The sequence below is a fragment of the Aeromonas dhakensis genome, from assembly GCF_000820305.1.
Lineage (GTDB): Bacteria > Pseudomonadota > Gammaproteobacteria > Enterobacterales > Aeromonadaceae > Aeromonas > Aeromonas dhakensis.
Map to the genome: position 1 here is coordinate 82,382 of NZ_CDBH01000069.1, position 25,045 is coordinate 107,426.

At 61.8% G+C, this 25,045-nt stretch carries 21 protein-coding genes and 1 tRNA gene; 13 read left to right on the top strand and 9 right to left on the bottom strand.

The features are described 5' to 3' along the window. Positions 1-175 precede the first annotated feature (175 nt). The 3 genes from upp (at position 176) to hda (ending at position 2,883) form a co-directional block, all read left to right on the top strand. Entirely contained in the window at positions 176-802 is a 627-nt protein-coding gene (upp, locus tag BN1143_RS20380) for a uracil phosphoribosyltransferase (protein WP_005302745.1), read from the top strand. 144 nt (positions 803-946) lie between these two features. Continuing rightward, complete coding sequence (locus tag BN1143_RS20385) at positions 947-1,966, top strand: DUF2066 domain-containing protein (protein ID WP_017782333.1); 1,020 nt, start codon at positions 947-949, stop codon at positions 1,964-1,966. Positions 1,967-2,181: 215 nt separating this feature from the next. Further along, positions 2,182-2,883 carry a DnaA inactivator Hda gene (hda, locus tag BN1143_RS20390; RefSeq protein ID WP_010633474.1) on the top strand — a complete coding sequence of 234 codons (702 nt, stop codon included), beginning with the start codon at positions 2,182-2,184 and terminating at the stop codon, positions 2,881-2,883. 117 nt (positions 2,884-3,000) lie between these two features. Here hda and aceA read toward each other — a convergent pair whose 3' ends face one another. The 4 genes from aceA to BN1143_RS20405 form a co-directional block, all read right to left on the bottom strand. Then, positions 3,001-4,314, bottom strand: a complete 1,314-nt coding sequence (gene aceA / locus BN1143_RS20395; RefSeq protein WP_005302742.1) for an isocitrate lyase — start codon at positions 4,312-4,314, stop codon at positions 3,001-3,003. 73 nt (positions 4,315-4,387) lie between these two features. Next, entirely contained in the window at positions 4,388-5,995 is a 1,608-nt protein-coding gene (aceB, locus tag BN1143_RS20400) for a malate synthase A (RefSeq protein ID WP_042051994.1), read from the bottom strand. Positions 5,996-6,711: 716 nt separating this feature from the next. Then, the gene (locus BN1143_RS22690) at positions 6,712-6,858 is read right to left on the bottom strand and encodes a hypothetical protein (protein ID WP_192897116.1); all 147 of its coding nucleotides are present in this window, start codon (positions 6,856-6,858) and stop codon (positions 6,712-6,714) included. Positions 6,859-7,132: 274 nt separating this feature from the next. Next, positions 7,133-7,209, bottom strand: a tRNA-Pro gene (locus BN1143_RS20405). 269 nt (positions 7,210-7,478) lie between these two features. Here BN1143_RS20405 and tadA point away from each other — a divergent pair. The 9 genes from tadA to BN1143_RS20450 all read left to right on the top strand — a co-directional run bounded on the left by tadA (position 7,479) and on the right by BN1143_RS20450 (position 18,651). Beyond that, a complete protein-coding gene (tadA, locus tag BN1143_RS20410; RefSeq protein ID WP_082038660.1) occupies positions 7,479-8,018 on the top strand; it encodes a tRNA adenosine(34) deaminase TadA in 540 nt (179 codons plus the stop codon). A gap of 206 nt (positions 8,019-8,224) precedes the next feature. Continuing rightward, complete coding sequence (locus BN1143_RS20415; RefSeq protein ID WP_042051998.1) at positions 8,225-10,462, top strand: ABC transporter permease subunit; 2,238 nt, start codon at positions 8,225-8,227, stop codon at positions 10,460-10,462. Positions 10,463-10,494: 32 nt separating this feature from the next. Continuing rightward, positions 10,495-12,144, top strand: a complete 1,650-nt coding sequence (gene pstA, locus BN1143_RS20420; protein ID WP_042051999.1) for a phosphate ABC transporter permease PstA — start codon at positions 10,495-10,497, stop codon at positions 12,142-12,144. A gap of 110 nt (positions 12,145-12,254) precedes the next feature. Beyond that, on the top strand, positions 12,255-13,073 hold the full coding sequence (pstB, locus tag BN1143_RS20425; RefSeq protein ID WP_005302736.1) for a phosphate ABC transporter ATP-binding protein PstB: 819 nt from the start codon (positions 12,255-12,257) through the stop codon (positions 13,071-13,073). 170 nt (positions 13,074-13,243) lie between these two features. After that, complete coding sequence (gene phoU, locus BN1143_RS20430) at positions 13,244-13,954, top strand: phosphate signaling complex protein PhoU (RefSeq protein ID WP_005302735.1); 711 nt, start codon at positions 13,244-13,246, stop codon at positions 13,952-13,954. 192 nt (positions 13,955-14,146) lie between these two features. After that, positions 14,147-15,463, top strand: coding sequence for a polyamine export protein PaeA (gene paeA / locus BN1143_RS20435; RefSeq protein ID WP_017786247.1), 1,317 nt, complete (start codon positions 14,147-14,149; stop codon positions 15,461-15,463). 22 nt (positions 15,464-15,485) lie between these two features. Then, positions 15,486-16,028, top strand: coding sequence for a hypothetical protein (locus tag BN1143_RS20440; RefSeq protein WP_042052001.1), 543 nt, complete (start codon positions 15,486-15,488; stop codon positions 16,026-16,028). Positions 16,029-16,338: 310 nt separating this feature from the next. Beyond that, on the top strand, positions 16,339-17,241 hold the full coding sequence (locus tag BN1143_RS20445; RefSeq protein ID WP_042052003.1) for a homocysteine S-methyltransferase family protein: 903 nt from the start codon (positions 16,339-16,341) through the stop codon (positions 17,239-17,241). A gap of 9 nt (positions 17,242-17,250) precedes the next feature. Beyond that, positions 17,251-18,651 (top strand): basic amino acid/polyamine antiporter, encoded by a 1,401-nt coding sequence (locus BN1143_RS20450; protein ID WP_042052004.1) that lies wholly within the window; start codon positions 17,251-17,253, stop codon positions 18,649-18,651. A gap of 78 nt (positions 18,652-18,729) precedes the next feature. Here BN1143_RS20450 and BN1143_RS20455 read toward each other — a convergent pair whose 3' ends face one another. Then, positions 18,730-19,569 (bottom strand): sterol desaturase family protein, encoded by an 840-nt coding sequence (locus BN1143_RS20455; protein ID WP_042052073.1) that lies wholly within the window; start codon positions 19,567-19,569, stop codon positions 18,730-18,732. A gap of 229 nt (positions 19,570-19,798) precedes the next feature. Here BN1143_RS20455 and BN1143_RS20460 point away from each other — a divergent pair, with 229 nt between their 5' ends. Continuing rightward, positions 19,799-20,566 (top strand): substrate-binding periplasmic protein, encoded by a 768-nt coding sequence (locus BN1143_RS20460; RefSeq protein WP_042052005.1) that lies wholly within the window; start codon positions 19,799-19,801, stop codon positions 20,564-20,566. Positions 20,567-20,666: 100 nt separating this feature from the next. On the opposite strand, the gene BN1143_RS20465 is transcribed toward BN1143_RS20460, so the two are convergent. The 4 genes from BN1143_RS20465 to uhpC form a co-directional block, all read right to left on the bottom strand. Continuing rightward, on the bottom strand, positions 20,667-21,410 hold the full coding sequence (locus BN1143_RS20465; protein WP_042052006.1) for an amino acid ABC transporter ATP-binding protein: 744 nt from the start codon (positions 21,408-21,410) through the stop codon (positions 20,667-20,669). Beyond that, positions 21,394-22,353 carry an amino acid ABC transporter permease gene (locus BN1143_RS20470; protein WP_029305783.1) on the bottom strand — a complete coding sequence of 320 codons (960 nt, stop codon included), beginning with the start codon at positions 22,351-22,353 and terminating at the stop codon, positions 21,394-21,396. Before BN1143_RS20470 ends, BN1143_RS20465 begins: the two co-directional genes overlap by 17 nt. Before the next feature lie 90 nt (positions 22,354-22,443). Continuing rightward, positions 22,444-23,232, bottom strand: a complete 789-nt coding sequence (locus BN1143_RS20475) for a transporter substrate-binding domain-containing protein (RefSeq protein ID WP_019838861.1) — start codon at positions 23,230-23,232, stop codon at positions 22,444-22,446. A 481-nt stretch (positions 23,233-23,713) separates the two neighbouring features. Continuing rightward, complete coding sequence (gene uhpC, locus BN1143_RS20480; protein ID WP_017778541.1) at positions 23,714-25,042, bottom strand: MFS transporter; 1,329 nt, start codon at positions 25,040-25,042, stop codon at positions 23,714-23,716. Positions 25,043-25,045: the final 3 nt, after the last annotated feature.

Consider the following 25,045-nt stretch of genomic DNA (forward strand, 5'->3'; position numbering starts at 1 on the left):
CGTATTCCCCGTCATATAAAGAAGTGGAGGGTAAAATTCGGGGCGTATTCTAACAGTGGCGGTGAAAAACCAGAAAGGAAATCGTTTGCGCGTTTTTGCGCGGAAATGCTCTACAAGCGGCGGCTTTTGTTGTATGATTCCGCGATTTTTTTTGCGGCAGTTAGAGGAGATAATAATGAAAGTCGTTGAAGTCAAACACCCCCTGGTCAAGCACAAGATCGGTCTGATGCGTGAAGGCGATATCAGCACCAAGCGTTTCCGTGAACTGGCCAAGGAAGTGGGCAGTTTGTTGACCTACGAAGCGACCTCTGACTTCGAAACCGAGAAGGTTACCATCGATGGCTGGAACGGGCCAGTGGAAGTTGACCAGATCAAGGGCAAGAAGGTCACCGTGGTGCCCATCCTGCGTGCCGGTCTTGGCATGATGGATGGCGTGCTGGAGCACATGCCGAGCGCACGCGTCAGCGTGGTCGGTATCTACCGCGACGAAGAGACCCTGCAGCCGGTTCCCTACTTCGAGAAGATTGTCAGCAACATCGAAGAACGTCTGGCGCTGGTCATCGACCCCATGCTGGCCACCGGCGGCTCCATGATCGCCACCATCGACCTGCTCAAGAAGAAGGGCTGCCAGTCCATCAAGGTGCTGGTGCTGGTTGCCGCGCCGGAAGGCATCAAGGCGCTGGAAGCCGCTCACCCGGACGTGGAGCTGTTCTGCGCCTCCATCGACCAGGGCCTGAACGAGAAGGGCTACATTGTCCCGGGTCTGGGCGACGCCGGCGACAAGATCTTCGGCACCAAGTAAGCCTCGATCGCCTCATCGCGTGCCTGCAGGCGCGCAAACGGAGCCGGCACCTCGCCGGCTCCACTGTTTCTCCCGCCCCCGGCTTGCTGCCATGCGCGCCTTGCCGCTACCATAAGCACCATCTCCCATTTCGAGACTTTTCTCATGCTCAAACGTGTTGTGACCGCCCTCTGCTGCGGCTTGTCATTCATGGTGTCAGCCGCTCAGGTGACCGATCTCTATCAGGGCAAGGCCCCCACCAGCGGCGACATGGCGGCAGCCCAGTCCCAGGCCCTGGGCGAGGTGCTCGTCAAGGTGACCGGCAAGCGCGACATCCTGACCCAGCCGGCGGTGGTCAAGGCGCTGGCGGCACCCGGCACGTTCGTACAGCACTACGGTTATCAGGACGTGGGGCCGGTGAAGTTTCTCAAGGCCGATTTCGACGTGACCAAGGTCAATGCCCTGGTGGCCGAGAGCAAGTTCGCCCTGCTGGGCCCAGCCCGGCCGCAGGTCGCCATCTGGCTGGTGATCAATGAAGGGGAGCGGCGCATTCTGCCGGATCAGTCCAGCGATGGCTGGGCCGCCGCCCTGCGTACCCAGGCCCAGGCGATGGGGCTGCCGGTCAGCATTCCGCTGATGGACTTGGACGACAACATGGCGGTCAACGCCACCGATGTCTGGGGCCGCTTCGCCGACCCCATCCTCAAGGCGAGCCAGCGTTACGGTGCCGAGATGGTGGTACTGGGCAAGCTCACCCCGGAGGGGGACAAGTGGAGCATCGACTGGGGTCTCTACGGGCCCAAGGCCGGTGGTGAGCTGAGCGAACTGACTAGGGGCGAGGGCGCCGGCACCCAGGCCGAGGTGGCGCAGACGTTCGCCGATGCCCTGGCGGGCTGGCTGGTGCAGAACTACGGGGCGCGCATCTCGGGAGTGGCCTCCAGCCAGACACTGGTGGTGGAGGGGTTGTCCGGTATCGACGGCATGATCACGGTGCAGAAAATGCTGCAGGGGATGGCCAGCGTCACCAAGGTGGAGATTGGCAAACTGGAGGGGGACAAGGTGACCTTCAACCTTAGCCTGCAGGGGGACAAGGCCGAGCTCATCCGTGGGTTGCAGCTGGAGAGCCGGTTGCGCCAGCTGGCGGATACCCCAGAGGGGCTGAGCTACCAGTGGTCGCAGCCCTGATCCTGGCCGAGGATCCTGACCATTCGGCCGTGAGGCATGGGCGCTCTTCTGCCAGGGCTTGAGCGCGCCGGCCAAGGAGTAGCCGTTCCCGTTAGCAATGGTCGCAGCCTGGATCCTTTATGAGGATCCACACCGCCCGGCATCGTCCGGGCGGTTCTCTATCCGCCTTCGCGATGATACACTTGCCCGCAAATGTCACAGTCAAAGCCCAACGAGTGAAGCAACCGGCCCAACTGTCTTTAGCCGTACAACTACCGGATGATGAAACCTTCGTCAGTTTTTATCCCGGCAACAATGCTCATCTGATCACCGCCCTCAAGAATGCGGCCATTGGTCAGGGTTCGCCTTTCCTCTATTTCTGGGGGGCCAAGGGATCGGGCCGCTCCCATCTGCTGCACGCCACCTGCGCCGAGGTCAATGCTCGCGACGCTGCAGCCGCTTATCTCTCCCTCGATCAGTTTGAACAGCTCGACCCCAGTATGCTCGATGCCCTCGAAAGCCTGCCGCTGGTCTGCCTCGACAGCCTGGAGGCGATCGCCGGCAATGCCCTGTGGGAGCGGGCCCTGTTCGACTTCTACAACCGTTGGAAGGAGAAGGGCGAGGGGACCCTGGTGGTGACCGGTTGCAGTGCGCCGCGCAAGCTGGGGCTGCAGCTGCCGGATCTCGCCTCTCGCCTCGATTGGGGAGTGAGCTTCCACCTCGACGAGCTGGACGATGAGGGCAAGCTCAGTGCCCTGCAGCTGCGTGCCGAGCTGCGGGGCTTCAAACTGCCCATCGACGTGGGCCGCTTCCTGCTCAACCGTCTCTCGCGCGACATGCGCACCCTGCTCACCACCCTCAATCAGCTCGACAACGCCTCTTTTCGTGCCAAGCGCAAGCTGACCATCCCCTTTGTCAAAGAGATACTCGAACTTTAATCCTGTTGATGGGGGCGGTTGGGCGTCTGACAGGCGTTTGAATGGCAGATAAAAAGAAACCCCGGCCAGTGGCCGGGGTTTTGCTATCTCAAGGACTCTCTCAAAGAGTTCTGGCTATCAGTGGAACTGATCTTCTTCGGTGGAACCCGTTAAAGCGGTCACCGAGGATTGGCCGCCCTGGATGACGGTGGTCACTTTGTCGAAGTAACCGGTGCCCACCTCCTGCTGGTGTGCCACGAAGGTGTAGCCACGCTCGGCGGCGGCAAACTCGGGCTGCTGCACCATCTCGACGTAGTGCTTCATCCCTTCGCCACGGGCGTACTGGTAGGCCAGCTCGTACATGTGGAACCACATGTTGTGGATCCCTGCCAGGGTGATGAACTGGTACTTGTAACCCATGTCGGACAGCTCCTGCTGGAAGCGGGCGATGGTGGCATCGTCCAGGTTCTTCTTCCAGTTGAAGCTCGGGGAGCAGTTGTAGGCCAGGATGCGATCCGGGAACTGGGCCTTGATCGCTTCGGCAAACTTGCGCGCCTCGTCCAGATCCGGCTTGGCGGTTTCGCACCACACCATATCGGCGTAGGGGGCGTAGGCCAGACCGCGGGCGATGGCCTGATCGATGCCTGCACGCACCTTGTAGAAACCTTCGGCGGTGCGCTCACCGGTCAGGAAGTCCGCATCGTAAGGATCCGCATCCGTGGTCAGCAGGTCTGCCGCGTTGGCGTCGGTACGGGCGATCACCAGGGTGCTGGTGCCGCACACGTCGGCCGCCAGACGAGCCGCGACGAGCTTCTGCACCGCTTCCTGGGTCGGAACCAGCACCTTGCCGCCCATATGGCCGCACTTCTTGACAGAAGCGAGCTGATCTTCAAAGTGCACGCCGGCGGCGCCCGCTTCAATCATCCCCTTCATCAGCTCGAAGGCGTTCAGCACGCCGCCGAAGCCGGCTTCCGCATCCGCGACGATGGGCAGGAAGTAGTCTATAAAACCCTCATCCTGCGGCCCGACCTTGTTGGCCCACTGGATCTGGTCGGCACGGGCGAAGGAGTTGTTGATGCGCTCCACCACCGACGGCACCGAGTTGGCCGGATAGAGGGACTGATCCGGATACATGGTGGAGGAGAGGTTGTTGTCTGCCGCTACCTGCCAGCCGGAGAGGTAAATCGCCTCGATCCCCGCCTTGGCCTGTTGCACCGCCTGGCCGCCGGTCAGGGCGCCGAGACAGTTGACGTAGCCCTTCTTGGCGCCGCCGTGGATCAGCTCCCACAGCTTGTCGGCGCCACGTTGGGCCAGGGTGTGCTGCGGCTGCAGGCTGCCGCGCAGGTTGACCACGTCCTCGGCGCTGTAGCCGCGCTTGATCCCTTTCCAGCGGGGGTTCTGTGCCCAGTCTTTCTCGATAGCCTGGATCTGTTGCTCACGGGTCAGTGCCATATCAGTTCCCTCTTTCATTGATTTCACGTTTCCATTGACTTGTTATTGGCGAGCCCCTTGCGGAGCCCGTGATTCAGAGCCGCTCGTAACCGGGCAGCGTCAGAAAATCGATCAGGGTATCGGCGCAGGTGATCTCTTCCATCAGGGCGCTCGCCTCGGCGAAACGACCCGACTGCCAGCGGGCTTCGCCCACCTCGCGTTTGACCACCTCCTGCTCCTCGGCCAGCATCTGGCGGAACAGATCTTTAGTCACCACCTGGCCGTTGGAGAGGCTCTTGCCGTGGCGGATCCACTGCCAGATGGAGGTGCGGGAGATCTCGGCGGTAGCCGCATCTTCCATCAGACCGTAGATGGGCACGCAGCCGTTGCCATTGATCCAGGCCTCCAGATACTGCAGGGCGACCCGGATGTTGGTGCGCATGCCCGCCTCGGTGCGCTCGCCCTCGCAGGGTGCCAGCAGGTCGGCGGCTGTGATGGGGGCATCCTGCTCGCGCAGCACGCCGATCTGGTTCTTGGCGCCGGCCGGGATGGTGGCGTTGAACACGGCCATGGCGGTGTCGGCCAGGCCCGGGTGGGCCACCCAGGTACCATCGTGGCCGTTGTCGGCTTCACGCTGTTTGTCGGCATGTACCTTGGCGAAGACCTGCTCGTTGACGGCGGCATCCTTGGCCGGAATGAAGGCGGCCATGCCCCCCATCGCCAGCGCGCCGCGCTTGTGACAGGTCTTGATCAGCAGCCGCGAGTAGGCGGAGAGGAACGGTTTGTCCATGGTCACCACCTGGCGGTCCGGCAGGACGCGATCCGGGTGATTCTTGAGCGTCTTGATGTAGCTGAAGATGTAGTCCCAACGACCGCAGTTGAGGGCCACGATGTGATCCTTCATCTGATAGAGCAGCTCGTCCATCTCGAACACCGCTGGCAGGGTTTCGATCAGCACGGTGGCCTTGATGGTGCCGCGGGGCAGGCCGAACTTGTCTTCGGTCCAGGCGAACACCTCGCTCCACCAGCGCCCTTCCAGGTGGCTCTGCAACTTGGGCACGTAGAAGTAGGGGCCGGATCCCTTGGCCAGCAGCGCCTTGTGGTTGTGCAGGAAATAGAGGGCGAAGTCGAACAGGCCGCCGGGAATGGGGGCACCATCAAAGGTGACGTGTTTTTCCGGCAGGTGCAGACCGCGCACCCGGCAGATGAGCACGGCCGGATCGGCATTGAGGGTATAGGATTTCCCCTCCGGGCTCTGGTAGGCAATGGTGCCATTGACCGCATCGCGCAGGTTGATTTGACCCTCGATCACCTTGTTCCAGGCGGGGGCCAGCGAATCTTCGAAGTCCGCCATGAACACCTTGACGTTGGCGTTGAGGGCGTTGATCACCATCTTGCGCTCGACCGGGCCGGTGATCTCCACACGGCGATCCTGCAGGTCGGCAGGAATGCCGCGTACTGTCCAGTCGCTGGCGCGGATGTGGGCAGTCTCAGGCAGGAAGTCCGGCAGCTCGCCGCCATCGATACGGGCCTGGCGTGCCACACGTTGTTTCAACAATTCGTCCCGTTGGGGAGCAAAGCGTTCCACCAGTTCGGATACCAGGGCCACCGCGTCCGGCGTCAGAATTTGCGCGTAATCGGGATGCATTTCGCCCTGGATGCGCAGACGGGCGCTACAGTGGGTCTGGGCCGGTGCCGACATAGTGTTCACTCCTTTGAGAATTACATTTTGAACTAATTAACTACGACTAAAGTCGATCCCTGTTTTTTCAATCTTCCCGTAACAACGGGATAACACGATTCATAAGGTGCGAAATATTGCTCTATTCGTCAACAGCTTTTTTAAAACACTCGTTTTGGTCATGACATTAACTTTATGTTTTAAAAGGATTTGTTTGATTAGCGCAAAAACTCTATGCAGATGGTTATGCTCTTGTTTTCCATCCCTTCGCGGCGGCCCCATATCGGGGGGGGAACAGTTGATGGGATGTAACTTATTACGTAATAAAATTACAAATGCAAAAACAAATCCCGACCTCACTCCAAGCTTTTAAAAAACGTGTGTATGAAATGCGTTTGAGCAACCCAGCAATCGCTTGGTGCCTTCTGGCATTGGCTGGAGAACGGTTGTTTAAAACTTAAGTCGCTCAATGGGACCAAATGGGATCCGGTGGCAGTAGAGTGAGAAAGTGATGGGCAATAACGTAGGTTTGTATCACCTCAGGGGATGGCGTGTGCAGGTGAGGGGAGGAACGCTGGTAGCAGATATGACTGCCGATATTTCGTTACGCAGGATATTATTGTTATTTGTATCAGCGGGCCATCCTGGCCCTCAAAGGAGGTATCAAGGGGAGATGATCCCGAGTGTCGCACCCTGATCTCCCGTGACAGGAAAGGGTTGACGCCAGGGCTGACGGTTCAGTAGTCATCGTCCGGCGCCGCCAGATCGACGATGTCGAGCCGTACGACGGGGCCATGCTCGGCCACATACTGGTTGGCACCGGTTTCGGTGGCCGGCTGGGGCAGGGGAGCGTGTTCGGGTTGTGTTTCAACTGCTTGCGTCATGGGTGCTTGCCTCACTGGATTGCAAGCCGGTTGGTGACTCCATCACCCGGGTTTCCACCTCCCTGTACGAAATGCCGGCGGAAAAGTCGCGTATCCTAGCGATACTCTCGAAAGGTTTCAAGCGGTTCTGAATAAAATCCGTACCGCAACTGACTGGTGACTCTTTGAAGGAGAGGGCGTGACACGAGAGGCTAACGGCGAGCGGTGGGTGAAGATCGGGATGACGGGCAAAAAAATAGCCCAGTCGTTGGACTGGGCTATTTTCGGGGAATGATGGTCGGCGTGAGAGGATTTGAACCTCCGACCCCTGACACCCCATGACAGTGCGCTACCTGGCTGCGCTACACGCCGACAAGGTCAGTCTGTGCTGACGGGGAGGAAGTCTAATGTTCCGCACCTTTGGACGCAACTCCTTTTTTATCATAGAGATGCTGACTGCTTCTTTATTGCTCAGCACAGATGGAACTTGGGGGCGCCAGCGGGATTTGGCATAATCGCCGCCCCGCCGCAGGCATGGATGGCGGGACCCCTGCCACAGAGATCGGCGGCACGGGGCCGTGATACCGTCTTTCGCCGACAGCATGAGCTGTCGTCATCAACCAGTCAGAGAGGAGCAGGGCGTGAAACCATCGGACGTTGCAGCACAGGCGAGCCAGCACGAGCAGGATGAACGCTGGATGCGCCATGCCATGGCGCTGGCCGCCAGGGCCGAGGGGATCGGCGAGATCCCGGTGGGCGCCGTGCTGGTGCTGGGGGAGGAGATCGTCGCAGAGGGTTGGAACCGCTCCATCAGCGAACACGACGCCTGCGCCCATGCCGAGGTGATGGCGCTCCGGGCTGCTGGCGAACGGCTGCAAAACTACCGTCTGCTCGACACCACCCTTTATGTGACCCTGGAGCCCTGCTGCATGTGTGCCGGCGCCCTGATCCACAGCCGGGTCAAGCGGGTGGTCTATGGCGCGCGGGATTTGAAGACCGGCGCGGCCGGCTCAGTGTTCGAGATCCTGCAGGACCCGCGTCACAATCACAGGGTCGAGCTGACCGGCGGCGTGCTGGCAGAGGCCTGCTCGGCCCAGCTGTCGGATTTCTTCAAGCGTCGCCGCGCCGAGAAAAAAGCCGCCAGATTGGCATTGCAACAAACCCCGGCCGCCGACGATTGAGGCGCATCGGCGCAAGCGGCGCGCTCCCGCGGCGCTTGCGCTACATTTTTAACTTTATAAAACAGTTGCTTGCCATCTTCTTCATGGCATCTTTGATGCCGCTTTCTTGCCTGCAAATAAGCCCGGTTCACGGGACCTTCATGTAACAAAACTGTCATGCAACCGCCATATAATGCCGCCAAGCCTAGCTCACATTGAGGTTTTGCATGTCATCGGAATCGTTGCACCTGGTTATGGCGGGGAGCAGAAAGCGCCGTATCAAGGATAAGTTGGCCAAGTACGGGGTGACCACGGGCGGAGCCCTGGTACTGGTCGCCCTGTTGCTTATTTTCTTCTATCTGCTCTATGTGGTGAAACCCATCTTCAATGGCGCCTCCATGGAGCCGACCGCATCGTTTACCCTGCCCATTCAGGGCAAGACCGCCTGGCTCGGGGTGGAGGAGCAGAACGAGATCGGCTATCGCTTCAGCGACCAGGGCCAGGTCAACTTCTTTGCCGTCCAGAATGATGGCAAGGTCAAGGTGGGCCAGTCGCTCGGCCAGGCACAGGTAAAGGGTGACATCACCGCCGTCGCGCCGCCGTCGCCGGGCCAGAAGCTGATGGCCTACGGTTTTGCCGACGGCAAGGCCCAGGTGGTGCAGCCCGCTTTCAAGGTCTCCTATCCCAACGACGTGCGGGTCATCGAGCCCAGTCTGCAGTACCCCTTCGGCGAAGAGCCGGTCGTGGTGGACCCTGCGGGCAAGGCACTGTCGCTGATGGTATTTGAAGCCACCAAGGATAAGATGGCCACCGCGGCCGTGACCGCTGATGGTCGCGGCGTCATGATGGTGATGAGCGGCGAGGAGAACTTCCTCTCCGGCGAAGTCGAGTGGAGCGCCCAGAACTACAGCATCCCGTCCCTGCCGCGTCACGTGGATCAGATGTTGCTGACCCCCAACCTGCGCATCCTGTTCGTGCGTGAGGGCAATCGCCTCTCGGTCTACGACATCCACAACCTGAACGACATCTCCCTGCGCAACGTGCTGGAGATCAACGCCCCCGATGCCAACGTGACCCGGGTCGAGCTGCTCTCCGGCGCCTCCTCCCTGCTGGTGGGCAACGACAATGGCGTCATCTCCCAGTGGTTCGAAGTGGCCCGGGATGGCAAGCGCCAGTTCACCCAGATCCGCGATTTCAAGGGCGATGGTGCCGTGGCGCAGCTGACCCCCGAACATTTTCGCAAGGGCTTCATCAGTGCCGACAAGAGTGGCACCATCAGCTTCTTCCACGCCACCGGCGAAACCAAGTTGCTGAGTGAGAAGGTGGAGGGCGGTCCGCTGGCGGCGCTGGCTATCTCCCCCCGTCACAACGTGCTGCTGATGCAGCAGGGGGATGCCTTCAAGCTGTTTGCGGTGGAGAACGAGCACCCCGAGGTGACCTGGTCGGCGCTCTGGCAACAGGTGTGGTATGAAGGCTACCCCGAGCCCCAGTACGTGTGGCAGTCCACCTCCGCCAGCAACGACTTCGAAGCCAAGCTGAGCCTGGTGCCGCTGGTGTTCGGTACCCTCAAGGCTTCCTTCTATGCCATGGTGTTTGCGGTGCCGCTCGGTGTCGCCGGCGCCATCTACACCGCCTACTTCATGTCGGCGGGGCTGCGCAAATACGTCAAGCCGACGGTGGAGATCATGGCGGCCCTGCCGACCGTTATCCTCGGCTTCCTGGCGGGTCTGTGGCTCGCTCCCATCATCGAGGGGGCGCTGCCCGGCGTGGTACTGCTGCTGATCCTGCTGCCGATGGGGATGCTGTTGACCGCCCTGGTCTGGAACTACCTGCCGGAGCGCGGCAAATCCTGGCTGCCGGAGGGGTGGCACGCCATCCTGCTGATCCCGGTGTTGCTGCTGATTGGTTGGGGCGCCTTCGCGGTGAGCCCGCTCATCGAGAACGCCTTCATGCACGGTGACTCGCGCATCTGGCTGACCCACGACATGGGCATCAAGTTTGACCAGCGCAACTCCCTGGTGGTCGGCATCGCCATGGGCTTTGCGGTCATTCCCACCATCTTCTCCATCGCCGAAGATGCTGTCTTCTCGGTGCCCAAGCACCTCACCCAGGGCTCCCTGGCCCTCGGTGCTACGCCGTGGCAGACCCTGAGCCGGGTGGTGATCCTCACCGCCAGCCCGGGCATCTTCTCGGCGGTGATGATGGGCCTTGGCCGCGCCGTGGGCGAGACCATGATAGTGCTGATGGCCACCGGCAATACCCCCATCATGGACTTCTCCATGTTCCAGGGGCTGCGCACTCTGGCCGCCAACATCGCGGTGGAGATGCCGGAATCGGAAGTGGGCAGCTCTCACTATCGGGTACTGTTCCTCGCCGCCTTCGTGCTGTTCGTGTTCACCTTCTTGTTCAATACCCTGGCCGAGTTCATCCGTCAGCGGTTGCGTGAAAAATACAGCTCCCTGTGATGGGCTGCTCTGTAAGGATCGAGGAATCGACAATGGGTAAGTGGTTTAAATCGGGGGCCCCCTGGATCTGGATGACCGGCGGCGCCGTCAGCCTGAGTCTGGTAGCGGTACTGGGTCTGCTGCTGCTGATCGGCTGGCGTGGTCTGGTCTACTTCTGGCCCCACCCCATCTATGAGTGGCAATTGGAAGACGCCCAGGGCAACAAGAGCGTGCTGATCGGCGAAATCAACGACCGCGAGCTGGTGCCGGTCGAGCGGCTGCGGGCCGCCGGCCTGCCGCTGGCAGGGGAGGAGCGCGAGCTGCTGACCCGCTATCTGGTCAAGACCGGCAACCGCGAGTTCGTCGACCTGGACTTCCGCTGGGTGCTGGAGACCGACATCAAGTCCCAGAGCCTGCCGGCGGAGCTGGCCATGGTGGAACGTGCCACCAACGGCAACTTCTACGGCTACATAGTGGGGGTGAAAGAGGATGGCCGCGAGCTCACCTCGGATCTGCATCCTGCCCTGCAGCGGGTGCTGGCGCGGGCCAATGGCCTCTCAAGCCAAGCCGACGATCTGCAAAAAGGGGACATCGGCAGCATCAACTACCAGCTGGAGCGGCTGCGCCTCAAAGAGCGCAAGGCCGAGCTGGACGACAAGCTGACCGATCAGCTTAAAGCTGAGCTGGCGAGCGAGCGTCAGGCCCTCAACGATCGTTATCAGGTGCTGGAGAAGGAGCTCTTCTCCCTGCGTGCCCAGGCAGACAGAGACAACATCACGGTCAAGGACATGCGTGGCGAACTGGTGACCATGCCCATGTCCAAGGTGCTGGACGTGGTGTGGCCCAACGACATGAGCCTGCCGGCCAAGGTGGGTTACTGGTTCCACCAGATCGGCAAGTTCGTCTCCGACGATCCGCGCGAGGCCAACACCGAGGGCGGGGTGTTCCCGGCCATCTTCGGTACCGTCTTCATGGTGTTCCTGATGGCGATCATCGTGACTCCGCTGGGGGTCATCGCAGCGGTCTACCTGCACGAGTACGCGGGCAAGAACAGCCTGACCAAGATCATTCGCATCGCGGTGATCAACCTGGCGGGCGTGCCCTCCATCGTGTACGGCGTGTTCGGTCTGGGCTTCTTCGTCTACACCCTCGGTGGTTCGCTGGACCAGCTGTTCTATCCGGAAGCGCTGCCGAGCCCGACCTTCGGCTCCCCTGGCGTCATCTGGTCGGCGCTGACCCTGGCCATCCTGACCCTGCCGGTGGTGATCGTCTCCACCGAAGAGGGGCTGGCCCGGATCCCGAGTACCATCCGTCAGGGGTCCCTCGCGCTGGGGGCTACCCAGGCCGAGACCCTGTGGCGCATCGTGCTGCCCATGGCAAGCCCGGCCATCATGACCGGCCTCATCCTGGCCATCGCCCGCGCGGCCGGTGAGGTGGCGCCGCTGATGCTGGTGGGGGTGGTGAAACTGGCGCCGACCCTGCCGATGGACGGCAACTTCCCGTACCTGCACGTGGAGCGCAAGTTCATGCACCTGGGCTTCCACATCTATGACGTCGGCTTCCAGAGCCCGAACGTCGAGGCGGCGCGCCCGCTGGTCTACGCCACCTCCTTCCTGCTGGTGACGGTGATCGTCGGCCTCAACCTGACGGCCATCGGTATCCGCAACCATTTGCGTGAAAAATTCCGGTCGCTGGAACATTGATAGACCAGCCACTACAGAGACGGGCAGGGAACTGGGTTCCCTGCCAGCCAAACGTTCCGGCCGCGGGCAATGAGAGTGCCCGCCGCCACCGACAGATTTTGAGGTAACAGATGATCAACGTAACGACCGCAGCGACCCAGCATACCGCGACCGACCTGCTCAACCTGAGCCCGGAGCAGACCGCGCTGGAGGTGAAGGATCTCAACCTGTACTACGGCAACAAGCAGGCGCTGTTCAACGTCAACATGAAGATCCCCAAGGGCCAGGTCACCGCCTTTATCGGCCCTTCAGGCTGCGGCAAGTCCACCCTGCTGCGCTGCATCAACCGGATGAACGACCTGGTGGAGATCTGCCGCATCGAGGGCGAGATCCAGCTGCACGGCCACAACATCTACGACAAAAGCGTCGATGTCTCCGCCCTGCGCCGTCAGGTGGGCATGGTGTTCCAGCGCCCAAACCCCTTCCCCAAGTCCATCTACGAGAACGTGGTCTATGGCCTGCGCCTGCAGGGCATCAACGACAGACGTACCCTGGACGAGGCGGCCGAGCGCTCCCTGCGCGGCGCGGCCCTGTGGGACGAGGTGAAGGATCGTCTGCACGACAATGCCTTCGGCCTATCCGGTGGTCAGCAGCAGCGGCTGGTGATTGCCCGCGCCATCGCCATCGAGCCGGAAGTGCTGTTGCTCGATGAACCCACCTCGGCGCTCGACCCCATCTCCACCCTCACCATCGAGGAGCTGATCAACGAGCTCAAGAGCCAGTTCACCGTGGTGATTGTCACCCACAACATGCAGCAGGCGGCGCGGGTCTCGGATCAGACCGCTTTCATGTACATGGGCGAGCTCATCGAGTACTCGGACACCAACACCATCTTCACCACCCCGGCCAAGAAGAAGACCGAAGACTACATCACCGGTCGTTACGGCTAAGGGATGCTGGTGATGGAGATGAGCATCAACAAACAGATTACCGGTCAGTTCAACGACTAGGGCGTGTTGGTGCAACAAGGGTTATGGGGATGAGCAAGATGAGCATCAACAAACAGATTACCCGTCAGTTCAACGACTAAGGCATACTCGGAGCATCAAGGATTATTGGTATGGACAATATGAACCTCAACAAACACATCTCCGGTCAGTTCAATGCCGAGCTCGAGAGCGTGCGCAACCAGGTGCTGGTGATGGGCGGGCTGGTGGAGCAGCAGCTGACCGACGCCATCGCGGCGATCCACGATCAGGATCTGGACGCGGCGCGCAAGATCGTGGCCAACGACCATAACGTCAACGCCATGGAAGTGGCGATCGACGAGGAGTGCACCCGCATCATCGCCAAGCGCCAGCCCACTGCCTCCGACCTGCGGCTGGTGATGGCCATCATCAAGACCATCACCGACCTTGAGCGCATTGGCGATGTGGCGGACAAGATCGCCCGCATGCTGACCGACAACGCCAACAAGCCGCAGCCGCCGCTGGTGTCGCTGGAGAACATGGGCCGCCGCACCATCAAGATGCTGCACGACGTGCTGGACGCCTTCGCCCGCATGGATCTCGATGCTGCGCTGGCGGTCTACAAGGAAGATGACAAGGTGGACCGGGAGTACGAGTCCATCATCCGCGAGCTGATGACCTACATGATGGAAGATCCGCGCACCATACCGCAGGTACTAAACGTTCTGTGGGCGGCGCGGGCCATCGAGCGGGTCGGCGATCGCTGCCAGCACATCTGCGAATACATCGTCTACTACGTGAAAGGCAAGGACGTGCGCCACACCAAGGCGGACGACCTGGGCACCCTGCTGGGGAAAGGGTGAGTCTGAAATGAATAAAAAGGCGCTTTGAGCGCCTTTTTTGTTGCCTTTTCAGTCAGTGCAAGATATCGCCACCCGACTGGCGCTTTTCTGCTAGAATATGCCCCCTGTGTGAGTCCCGGATCGACTCACGGTCCGGTCTCCCGGACCCAGTTTGCCGTCTTGTGCTAAGGCGGGTGTAGCAATAGGTTAATCATGAGTTTTGCCGATAGTTTATTTTTCCTGATGCTGCTGGTTGCCGGCAGCGTGTTCTTCTCTCTCTCCGAGATCTCCCTCGCCGCCTCCCGCAAGATCAAGTTGCAGGTGATGGCCGATGAGGGCAACCGCCATGCCGAAAAGGTACTGGCACTGCAGGCCCAGCCGGGCAACTTCTTTACCGTGGTGCAGATCGGGCTCAATACCGTCGCCATCCTGGGCGGTATCCTGGGCGAATCCGCCCTGAACCCGGCCATCAAGGAGCTGGTCTCCGAGTTCTATCAGGGGCCCTGGCTGAGTGAAATCAGCTCGGCGACCTCCTTCGTGTTCGTCACCGGCATGTTCATTCTCATCGCCGATCTGATGCCCAAACGCCTCGCCATGACCATGCCGGAGCGGATCGCCGTGGTGGTGGTGCGCCCCATGCTGCTGTGCGTCACCCTGCTGATGCCGCTGGTGTGGTTGTTCAACGGCATGGCCAACGGCCTGTTCCGGTTGCTGCGCATCTCCATGGTGCGTAACGACGAGATCACCTCGGACGACATCTATGCGGTGATGGATGCGGGGGCCGAGGCCGGCGTCATCCAGCGCGAGGAGCATCAGCTCATCGAGAACGTGTTCGAGCTGCAGTCCCTCGGCGTTACCTCGGCCATGACTGCGCGCGAGAGCCTCATCTACTTCACCCTGCAAGAGGGGGAGGAGAGCATCAAGGCCAAGATCGCCGAGCACCCCCACAACAAGTTCCTGGTGTGCGACCACAACCTCGACAGCATCAAGGGCTTCGTCGACTCCAAGGAGCTGCTGATCCGGGTCATCAGTGGCCAGAGCATCGATCTCAACAGCGGCTCCCTGGTGCAGAACGTCATCATCATCCCCGACACCCTCAACCTCTATGAGGCGATGGAGTACTTCAAGAACCATCGCGGCGACTTTGCGGTGGTGATGAACGAGTACGCCCTGGTGGTGGGTATCGTCACCATGAACGACCTGATGAGTACCGTCATGGGCGAGTGGGCCACCCACGTGGTGGAGGAGCAAATCGTGCAGCGGGATGAGAACTCCTGGCTGGTGGACGGGGTGACCCCCATCTCCGACGTGATGCGTGCCTTCGACATCGAGGAGTTCCCGGAAAACCAGAATTATGAAACCATCGCCGGCTTCATCATGTACATGCTGCGCAAGATCCCCAAGCGAACCGACTCGGTCAAATACGCCGGTTACAAGTTTGAAGTGGTGGACATCGACAGCTACAAGATTGACCAGCTGCTGGTCACCCGGGTCGAGGCCACGCCGGCCGACAAGCCCGCTCAGGAATAGTAAAAGGAGCTCGTTAGCAATCATGAAGATGCAGTCTTATTCCCGTGCGCTGGCCTGTGTAGCGCTCGCCCTGGCACTCGGTGCCTGCAGCCAGAGCGCACCGCGCAAGGCCACTCCCGTCGCCAAGCCGGCCGCTCCCAAGGCTGCCGTGGTCATGCCGCAGCCGGATCCCGATGCGGTGGTGCAAAGCGCCGTGGCGGAGCCGAGCCCGGTGTTCGACGAGGAGTATCACGGCCCGGATCAAGGGTCGCTCGAGTCGGTAACCGCCCTGTTTGCCCGTGGCTACATCGAGTCGGCCATGCGTGAGACCATGCTGGCGGCGGTGCACAGCGACTATCCGCTGCTCGGCATGCGGGACGTGCGCCTGACCGACCCGGTGGCCAAGTTCCTCACCTCTGCCCAGGCCCGTACCACGGCCCACGACTACCTCTATGCCGGGGTGCAGCGCCGGTTGGGGCGCCCGCTCAGCCCCGCCCAGTGGGAGCAGATCTGGCAGGGGTATCCCCAGCAGGGTCGAGTTTCCGACTGGGTCAAACAGACCAAGCGGGTACTGGCCGGGCGTTGAGCCACCAGTTCATCTGTTGCCACAAGAGGCCACCTTAGGGTGGCCTCTTGCTTTTCTGCCTTCTGCCTTCTGCGTTTGTGGTTTTGCGGTGATGCCGGTTGCCGTCGGGCGGGCTTTGCTTTATCTTGTTTTGGCCGTCTAAACATCCATATGTTTTTATGGCTAAATTTTATCCCAGGTGATGAAGGCGACGGGTTGCCGCGCCGCCGGGGCAGGCGCAACGGATAAAGCGCACAGTCCCGCACAACAAGACAACAAGACAACAAGACAACAAGACAACAAGACAACAACACAACAAGAGACGAGACAGATGGATACGCAGGCATTGTGGATACTGGATGGCGGCATGGGGCGCGAGCTGGCACGGCGGGGCGCGCCGTTTCGCCAGCCGGAGTGGTCGGCGCTGGCCCTGATGGAGGCCCCCGAGACGGTGCGCGAGGTGCACCGGGCCTATGTGGCGAGCGGGGCCCGGGTCATCACCACCAACAGCTATGCGCTGGTGCCGTTTCATATCGGTGAGGCGCGTTTTGCGGCAGAGGGGGAGGAGCTGGCGGCGCTGGCCGGTCAGCTGGCCCGGGAGGTGGCCGACGAGCAGCCGGGTAGCGTGCAGGTGGCCGGCTCCTTGCCGCCGCTCTTTGGATCCTACCGCGCCGACCTGTTCGACGCGGGCCGGGTGAGCGAGCTGGCGACCCCGCTTATTCGGGCGCTCTCCCCCCACGTGGATCTCTGGCTGGCCGAGACCATGAGCCTCATCGCCGAGCCGCTGGCCCTCAAGGCTCTGCTGCCCGAGGATGGCAAGCCGTTCTGGGTCTCCTTCACCCTGGAGGACGAGGCGCCGGGCAGCGAACCGACCCTGCGCTCCGGTGAGCGGGTGGCCGACGCCGTCGCCGCCCAGGCGTCGGCCGGGGTGGACGCCATCCTGTTCAACTGCTGCCAGCCCGAGGTGATCGAAGGGGCGCTCAAGGTGGCCAGGGCCGGCTTGCAGGCCCTGGGGCGCACCGACGTTCGCCTCGGCGCCTATGCCAACGCCTTCCCGCCCCAGCCCAAGGAGGCGACCGCCAACGACGGCCTGGACGAGATCCGCACCGATCTGGGGCCGCTGGACTACCTCGGCTGGGCCGAGCGCTGGCGCACTGCCGGGGCAAGCCTCATCGGCGGTTGCTGCGGCATCGGGCCCGAGCACATTCAGGCCCTGGCCAGCCGGCTGCGCTAAGGAGAGACCATGAAAGAGAGCAAGATCGGGCTCTGGTCCCTCACCGCCCTGGTGTTCAGCTCCATGGTGGGGGCGGGGATCTTCAGCCTGCCTCAGAACATGGCCGAGGTGGCCGGCGCGCGCGCCGTGCTGATCGGCTGGGGCGTTACCGGGGTCGGCATACTGGCGCTGGCGGCCAGCTTCCTCTATCTATCGCGGCTCAGACCGGATCTCGACGGCGGCATCTACAGCTACGCCCGGGCCGGTTTCGGGGATCTGGTGGGCTTCTTCTCCGCCTGGGGTTATTGGCTGTGCGCCACCATCGGCGTGGTGGGCTATCTGGTGATCGCCTTCGCGGCGTTGGGCAGCTTCGTCGATACCCCGGAGCGGGTCTGGTTTGGGGAGGGCAACACCCTGGCGGCTTTCATCGGCGAGTCCTGCATCCTCTGGGCGGTGCACCTGCTGGTGGCCCGCGGCGTGCAGCAGGCTGCCCTGTTCAATCTGGTGGCGACCCTGGCCAAGAGCCTGCCGCTGCTGCTGTTCATCCTGTTTGCCTGCTACTGGTTCGATCCGGTCACCTTCGCGGCGGATCCCCAGGGGAGCACCCTGGCGGTGCCGGTCTCCGAGCAGGTGCGCAACACCATGCTGATCACCCTCTGGGTCTTCACCGGCATCGAGGGGGCGGCGGTGCTGTCGGCCCGGGCCAGAAACAGGCGGGACGTGGGCACGGCCACCGTGCTCGGGGTGGTGCTGGCGTTGCTGCTCTATGTGCTCATCTCGGTGCTGGCGCTCGGGATATTGAGCCGCCCCGAGCTCGCGGCCCTGCCCAACCCCTCCATGGCGGGGCTGATGGCCCAGATGACCGGCTCTTGGGGCAAGCTGCTCATCAGCGCCGGCCTTATCGTCTCGGTGCTCGCCTCCTACGTGAGCTGGACCCTGTTCTCGGCCGAGGTGCCGTTCAGTGCGGCGGGCCATGGCGCCTTCCCGGCCATCTTCCGGCGCCAGAACCACAACGGCACCCCCATTGCCTCGCTCTGGCTTACCAGCCTGACGGTGCAGGGGTGTCTGCTGCTGGTGTGGCTGCTTGGCAAGGGCTACACCAACCTGCTGCTCGTCTCCACCTCCATGATCCTGGTGCCCTACCTGCTGATCGGCCTGTTCCTGCTCAAGCTCGCCTTCAGCGGGCAGGGGAACCTCCTGATGCGAGCGGTGGCGCTGGTGTCGAGCGGCTATGGTCTCTGGTTGCTCTACGCCGCCGGGGTGGAGTACCTGCTGCTCTCCTTGCTGCTCTACGGGCCGGGTCTGCTGCTGTTCCTCTACAGCCGGCGCCAGCTGGGGGCCGAGCAGCCCCTGAGCGGACGCGAGCGGTTGCTGGCCGGGGTGACGCTGCTGAGCCTCATTCCCGCCGTCTGGTCCTTTGCCCACGTTTGACCGGGTTGTGACCGGCAATGCAAGAGAGCGCCCAAGGGGGCGCTCTCTTTTTGTCTGCTGATTGCTTGCAGTGCGTGCTCAGCGGCTGGCGGGGCCGGCCGGCTTGCCAAACAGCACCGCGAGCTTCTGTCGCCAGGGCAGGCCCCTGGCCTCTTGCAGCATGTCGCGCCACTCGTGGAAGGTGAGGGTGAGGGGGTTGAAGCTGTGGATGGGCTTGGTGATGCCGAAGCGACACGGCTCGGCGGGGTCTTCTTCCACGAAGGTACCAAACAGCCGGTCCCAGATGATGAGCACTCCGGCGAAGTTGCGATCGATATAGTTGGCGTTGCTGGCGTGGTGCACCCTGTGGTGGGAGGGGGTGTTGAAGATGGCTTCGATCCAGCCGAGCTTGCCCACCACCTGGGTGTGGACGAAGAACTGGAAGCCCAGGCTCAAGAGCACGGTGGCCACCACGGCCTCGGGCGGGAAACCGATGAGGATCATGGGGATCCAGAACAGCCACATGCCGGAGACCGGGTACATCAGGCTCTGGCGAAAGGCGGTGGAGAGGTTGAGCCGCTCCGAGCTGTGGTGCACCACGTGGGAGGCCCACAGCCAGCGCACATGGTGGCTCGCGAAGTGGAACAGCCAGTAGCAGAGATCCTGCAGCAGGAAGAGCAGCAACAGGCTCCAGACGTTCAGCTCTATGTCCAGCAGCCGCCAGCCCCAGAGGGCGTCGTAGAGGTAGGCGATGGCGATGGCCGCCAGCGCGTCGCCCCCCTGATGCATCAGCGCCAGGGTGGTGTTGGCGAAGAGATCCTTCCACTGATAACCGGCAGTGGGATAGGCGGCGCCATGCTTGCGCAGGTAGAGCATCTCCCAGCCGATAAAGGCCACAAAGATCGGCGAGAGGTAGAGCAGGAGCAGTTGCACATCCATGTCGGGTATCCAGTCAGAGCAATTGCTCTCCAGCATAAAGGATGAATGCAAACTTTCATTAACATTTTGCTGCAGTGGATGTGTTCAGCTGGAGCTGGATGTGACATGTGGCCAGCGGCGGCCCATCAATTGGTATGACGACTCCCTGAGCGGCGGGTGCAGTGACTATGCTTGATGAGGCTTTCTACCTCTGGAGTGGCAGATGATGCGGCTGTGGTGTTGTTTGTTGATGGGGGTCTGCCTGCTGACGCAGGCCAAGACCCGGGTCGAGATCCTGGCCGATGCCAACTATCCCCCCTACTCCTGGCAGGAGGGAGAGGAGGTCAAGGGGATCTATGCCGACATAGTGCGCAGCGTGACGGCGTCCATGGATGGCTACGAGGTGGTGATCAAGGCCATGCCCTGGCGACGGGGTCTGAGCATGGTGGAGCAGGGCAGCGCCTTCGCCATCTTCCCGCCCTACTACCAGCCAGACGGTCGCCCCTGGATGTGGCCCTACTCCCAGCCCCTGCTCGACGAAGAGCTGGTGGTGATGTGCGGCGCCGGGGTGGTCGTCAATACCCCGCAGGCGCAGTTCCCGACCGACTACTATGGCCTGCGCTTTGGCATGAATGCCGGTTTTACCATCGGCGGCGCCCCCTTCTGGCAGGCCATCAAAGAGCAGAAGATCGGGCTGGAGGAGGTGAAGAGCAACCGGGAGAACCTGCTCAAGATCGTGCGCGGCCGGGTGGACTGCACCGTCAACGACCGGCTCTCGCTGCTCTATGAGCTGCTCAGCATGATCAAGGGCAACCAGCTGGCGGTGGCCGACATGTCCCAGCTCAAGCAGGGGCCCGTGCTCAGCCGGGAGGAGGGGTTTCTCGGCTACAGCCGCAAGGGGGAGTTCGACTTCAAGGAGGACTTTGTCGAGCAGTTCGACAAGCATCTCTACGAACTCAAGAAGCGGGACGGGATCCGGACCATAGTGGAGCAATACCTGGGAAAGTCCCCACGCTGAACTGATGGTGGAGCCGGTCAGATTCAGTCATGCAAGCTAGTGTTACGGCGATGAAAAAGAGGGAGCCATGGGCTCCCTCTTTCTTTTTGTGCGTTATCCCTTAGAGCACCTGGCTCAGGAACTGGCGCAGGCGCGGGGAGGGGGGATTGTCGAAGAAATCCGCTGGCTTCTCGTCCACCAGCAGCTCGCCGCTCTCCATGAACAGCACCCGATCCGCCACTTCCCGGGCAAAGCCCATCTCGTGGGTGACCACCACCATGGTCATCCCCTCGCGGGCCAGCCCCTTCATCACGTCCAGCACCTCGCCCACCATCTCGGGGTCGAGTGCGCTGGTGGGCTCGTCAAACAACATGATGCGCGGCTGCATGGCGAGCGCCCGGGCGATGGCCACCCGCTGCTGCTGGCCGCCGGAGAGCTGGGAGGGGTAGCTCTTGGCCTTGTTGGAGAGCCCCACCTTGAGCAGCAGGGCCTTGGCTCTGTCCTCGGCGTCCTTGCGCGACAGCCCACGCACCTTTTGCGGCGCGAGGCAGATGTTGTCCAGCACGCTCAGATGGGGGAAGAGGTTGAAAGACTGGAACACCATGCCCACCTCTTCTCGCAGCTTGTTGACGTCGCCGGGCTCGGTCAGGCTGATGCCATCCACCACGATCTGGCCATCGTTGATGGTCTCCAGTTGGTTGAGGGTGCGCAGGAAGGTGGATTTGCCCGAGCCGCTGGGGCCCACGATCACCACCACTTCCCCTTCGGCCACCTGGGTGCTGACGTTTTTCAGGGCGTGCACCTCGCTGCCGTAGAACTTCTCCACTGAGCTTGCCTTGATAATCGGATCAGTTGCTGCGCGCATATTTCACCTCCAGACGGCGTACAAGGAAGGAGAGAGTGCCGGTCAGCACCAGATAGAGCAGGGCCACGGTGAACCACACCTCGAACGGGCTGAAGGTGGAGCTCACCACCTCCCGTCCCGCCTTGGTGAGATCCGTGATGGAGATGACAGACACCAGCGAGGAGTCCTTGATGAGGTTGATGAACTGGCCCGCCAGCGGCGGCAGTACCCGCTTGAAAGCCTGCGGCAGGATCACGTAGCGCATGGTCTGGGCCGAGGTCATGCCAAGGCTTCTGCCCGCTTCCATCTGCCCCTTGTGGATGGAGCTGATGCCGGCACGGACGATTTCCGCCACGTAGGCGCCGGTGAAGACCGCCAGTGCCGCCACCCCGGCGGTGAAGCGATCCAGATTGAGTACAGTGCCGATAAAGAAGTAGACGATGAAGATCTGCACCAGCAGCGGGGTGCCGCGGATGAGCTCCACATAGGTGACCGCCAGGTTGCGCAGGGCCGGATTGGGGGAGAGCCGCGCCAGCCCCGCCAGGGTGCCGAGCAGGATGGCAAAGATGCCCGCCACCAGCGAGAGCTTGATGGTCATCCAGACGCCCCAGGCGATGGGGCCGGCGGTCCAGCTCAGCTGGGTGTCGAGGGTATCGCCGCGAAAGACGGTATCCCCCTGCGCCACCTGACCACCGCTGACGGCGATGGGCTGGCGCTGGTTGGGATCGAGATCGTTTTGCAGGAACAGCTTGCCCTTGTCGGCCTCGGTGGTGCCGGCGACCACGGTGCCGTCGAACTCGGCGTAATTTTTCTGCTCCGCCTGATAGGCGATGTATTGGGGGATCCGCTCCCAGCGCCAGGTGTAATCCACCGATTGCACAGCCTTGTAGATGCCGAACAGGGCGGCCAGCACGATCAGCAGAAAGACGCCGTGCCAGAGCAGTTGATTGGGTTGTTTTTCCATCTGTCTTGTTGGGTTGTGCACTGTCGCAACCTCGTTGTAGTTATTGTGTGGGGATCTGCGTGAAGGGGCGGCGGGCCGCCCCTTGCGAGGTTACTTGAGCTGATCAAGCCAGGCGGTGGATTCGAACCACTTCTTGTAGAGGCGGTCGTAGCTGCCGTCGCCCTTGATCTGGCGCAGGTAGTTGTTGAACCAGTTGAGGGTGTCCTGATCCCCCTTGCGGATGGCCCAGGCCAGCGGTTCGAAGGTGAACGGCTTGTCCAGATGCACCACGGCGCCCTTGTTCTGGGTGGCGAAGATGGCGTTGTAGGGCAGGTCGTAGACGAAGGCGTCGACCTTGCCGTTGATCACTTCCAGCTTGGCGTCATCCTGGGTTTCAAACTGCAGCAGGGTGGCTTTGGGGATCAGGCGCTTGACCGCCTGCTCGCCGGTGGTGCCGAGCTTGACCGCAATCTTGTACTTGGGGTCGTTGAGGTCGGTGAAGGACTTGATCTCGCCAGCCTTGTCCTTGCGCAGGACTATGGTCTGCCCGACCACGATATAGGGGTCGGCGAAGTTGACGCGCAGGTTGCGCTGGGGAGTGACGGTCATGCCGCCCATGATGACGTCGAACTTGTCGGTCAAGAGCGCGGGGATGATGCCATCCCAGGCGGTGTTGACGAACTCCACCTTCACGCCCATCTCCTTGGCGACCATCTTGGCCAGATCCACGTCAAAGCCGATGTACTGGCCCTGCTTGTTGGTCATCTCGAAGGGTTGATAGCCGGCGTCGAAACCGACCCGCAGCACGCCGCGCTCCAGCACGGCATCCAGGGTGGAACTGGGGGCCGCGTTGGCCAGCCCGCACAGCAGCAGGGTAGAGAGAATGAGTTTTTTGATCATAAGTGACGTCTCTGTCAAAAGTGTGTTCAGCCTTGAACCTGATCCCGTGCGACTCCGTGGCACAAGAGACTGCTGCATCCGGCAACAGGGCAAGACAGGATTATTGTCTTGATTGAGGCGAAAGCCCCATATGGGATTCTATTCGCCACCAGCTGAGTGAAAAATGTACCAAATGCCGATTGTGCCAGATGACTCAATAGGTTAGTGGCGCATTTTCCCCGTGGCGACACTCATAAAATCACACGAAAACAACATATCTATCTAATGGGGCGGGTTCAAGCCCAAAATGTATTCAGCACATTTTGTTACAAGGGGACCCGCCGTCAGCAGTGCCAATTGCTGCTCAGCCGGCTGGCGTGCGCCCACAATCAGCTTCACATAAGTGGTAAAGGGAGTTGGCAGAGAGGTGTGGGTGACAGGCGCAGACCGACCGTGCCCGCGCTCAAACTAAAGGGGAGGGCAAGAGGCCTGCCGGGGTGAATCAGGCCGCCTCGCGAGGGCGGGGGGCCTGCGCCTTGAGGAAGGGCAGCAGCAACAGGGCGGAGACGCCGGCCGCCACCGAGATCACCACGAAGAAGCCCTGCCAGTGCCAGATCTCCATCACCTTGGCCAGCGGATAGCCCGACAGCGCTGCCCCCATGTAGGCGAACAGGCCGACGAAGCCGGTGGCGGCCCCCGCCGAGTTCTTGTGGGAGCACTCCGCCGCCGCCATGCCGATCAGCATCTGGGGGCCGAACACGAAGAAGCCGATGGTGAAGAAGCAGGCCGCCTGCATCACGTAGCTGAAGAAGGGCATCAGCCACAGCGACCCCACCGAGAGCAATATCCCCACCGCGAAGATGAGGTTCATGGGCCCGCGGTTGCCGTTGAACAGCTTGTCCGATCCCCAGCCCGCCACCAGGGCACCGATAAAGCCCCCCACCTCGAACATGGAGATGGCCGAGTTGGCGCTCATCAGATTGAAGCCGCGCTGTTCTGTCATGTAGAGATTGCCCCAGTCGTTGATGGCGGTGCGCACCACGTAGACCAGCACGTAGCAGCAGGCCAGCAGCCAGATGTAGGGGTTGCCGAGCACGTACTTGCGCAGGATCTGGCGATGGGAGAGCCCCGCATCCTGAGTCTGCTGGGCCAGCTCCAGCGCATCGCTGCGCCACTCGCCCACCGTGGGCAACCCCATGGCGCTCGGGGTATCCCGCAGCCGCCAGCAGAGAAACAGCCCCGCGACGATAGCGATAAGGCCGGGCACTATCATGCCGTAGCGCCAGCCGTGCTGCAGGGCGAGGGTGCTGACGATGAGGGGGATGAGCGCCCCGCCCACGTTGTGGGCCGTGTTCCAGGCCGACCACCAGAAGCCGCGTTCGCTGCGCGAATACCAGCTGGTGAGCAGCTTGGAGCAGGGGGGCCAGCCCCAGCCCTGGAAGAAGGCGTTGGCAACCCAAAGTGCGGCGAACAGCCACAGCGACGACGAGAGCCCGAACAGGATATTGATGACCCCGGTCGCCATCAGCCCGAGGCCCATGAAGTAGCGCGGGTTGGCGCGGTCGCTGATGATGCCGGAGAAGAACTTGGAGCAGCCGTAGGTGATGTAGAACAGGGTCCACAGCATGCCGATGTCGGCCTTGGCCAGCATGCCGCTGGCCAGCATGTCCGGCATGGCGAAGTTGAAGCTCTTGCGGGTGAAGTAGAAGACCGCGTAGCCCAGGTACATGGTCAGCAGTATGTGCAGCCGCCAGTGGCGATAACAGGCGTCGATCTCGGCCTGATCGCGGATGAGGGGCTGGGGCGGCGCACTGCGCATAAAGCTCAGCATGGA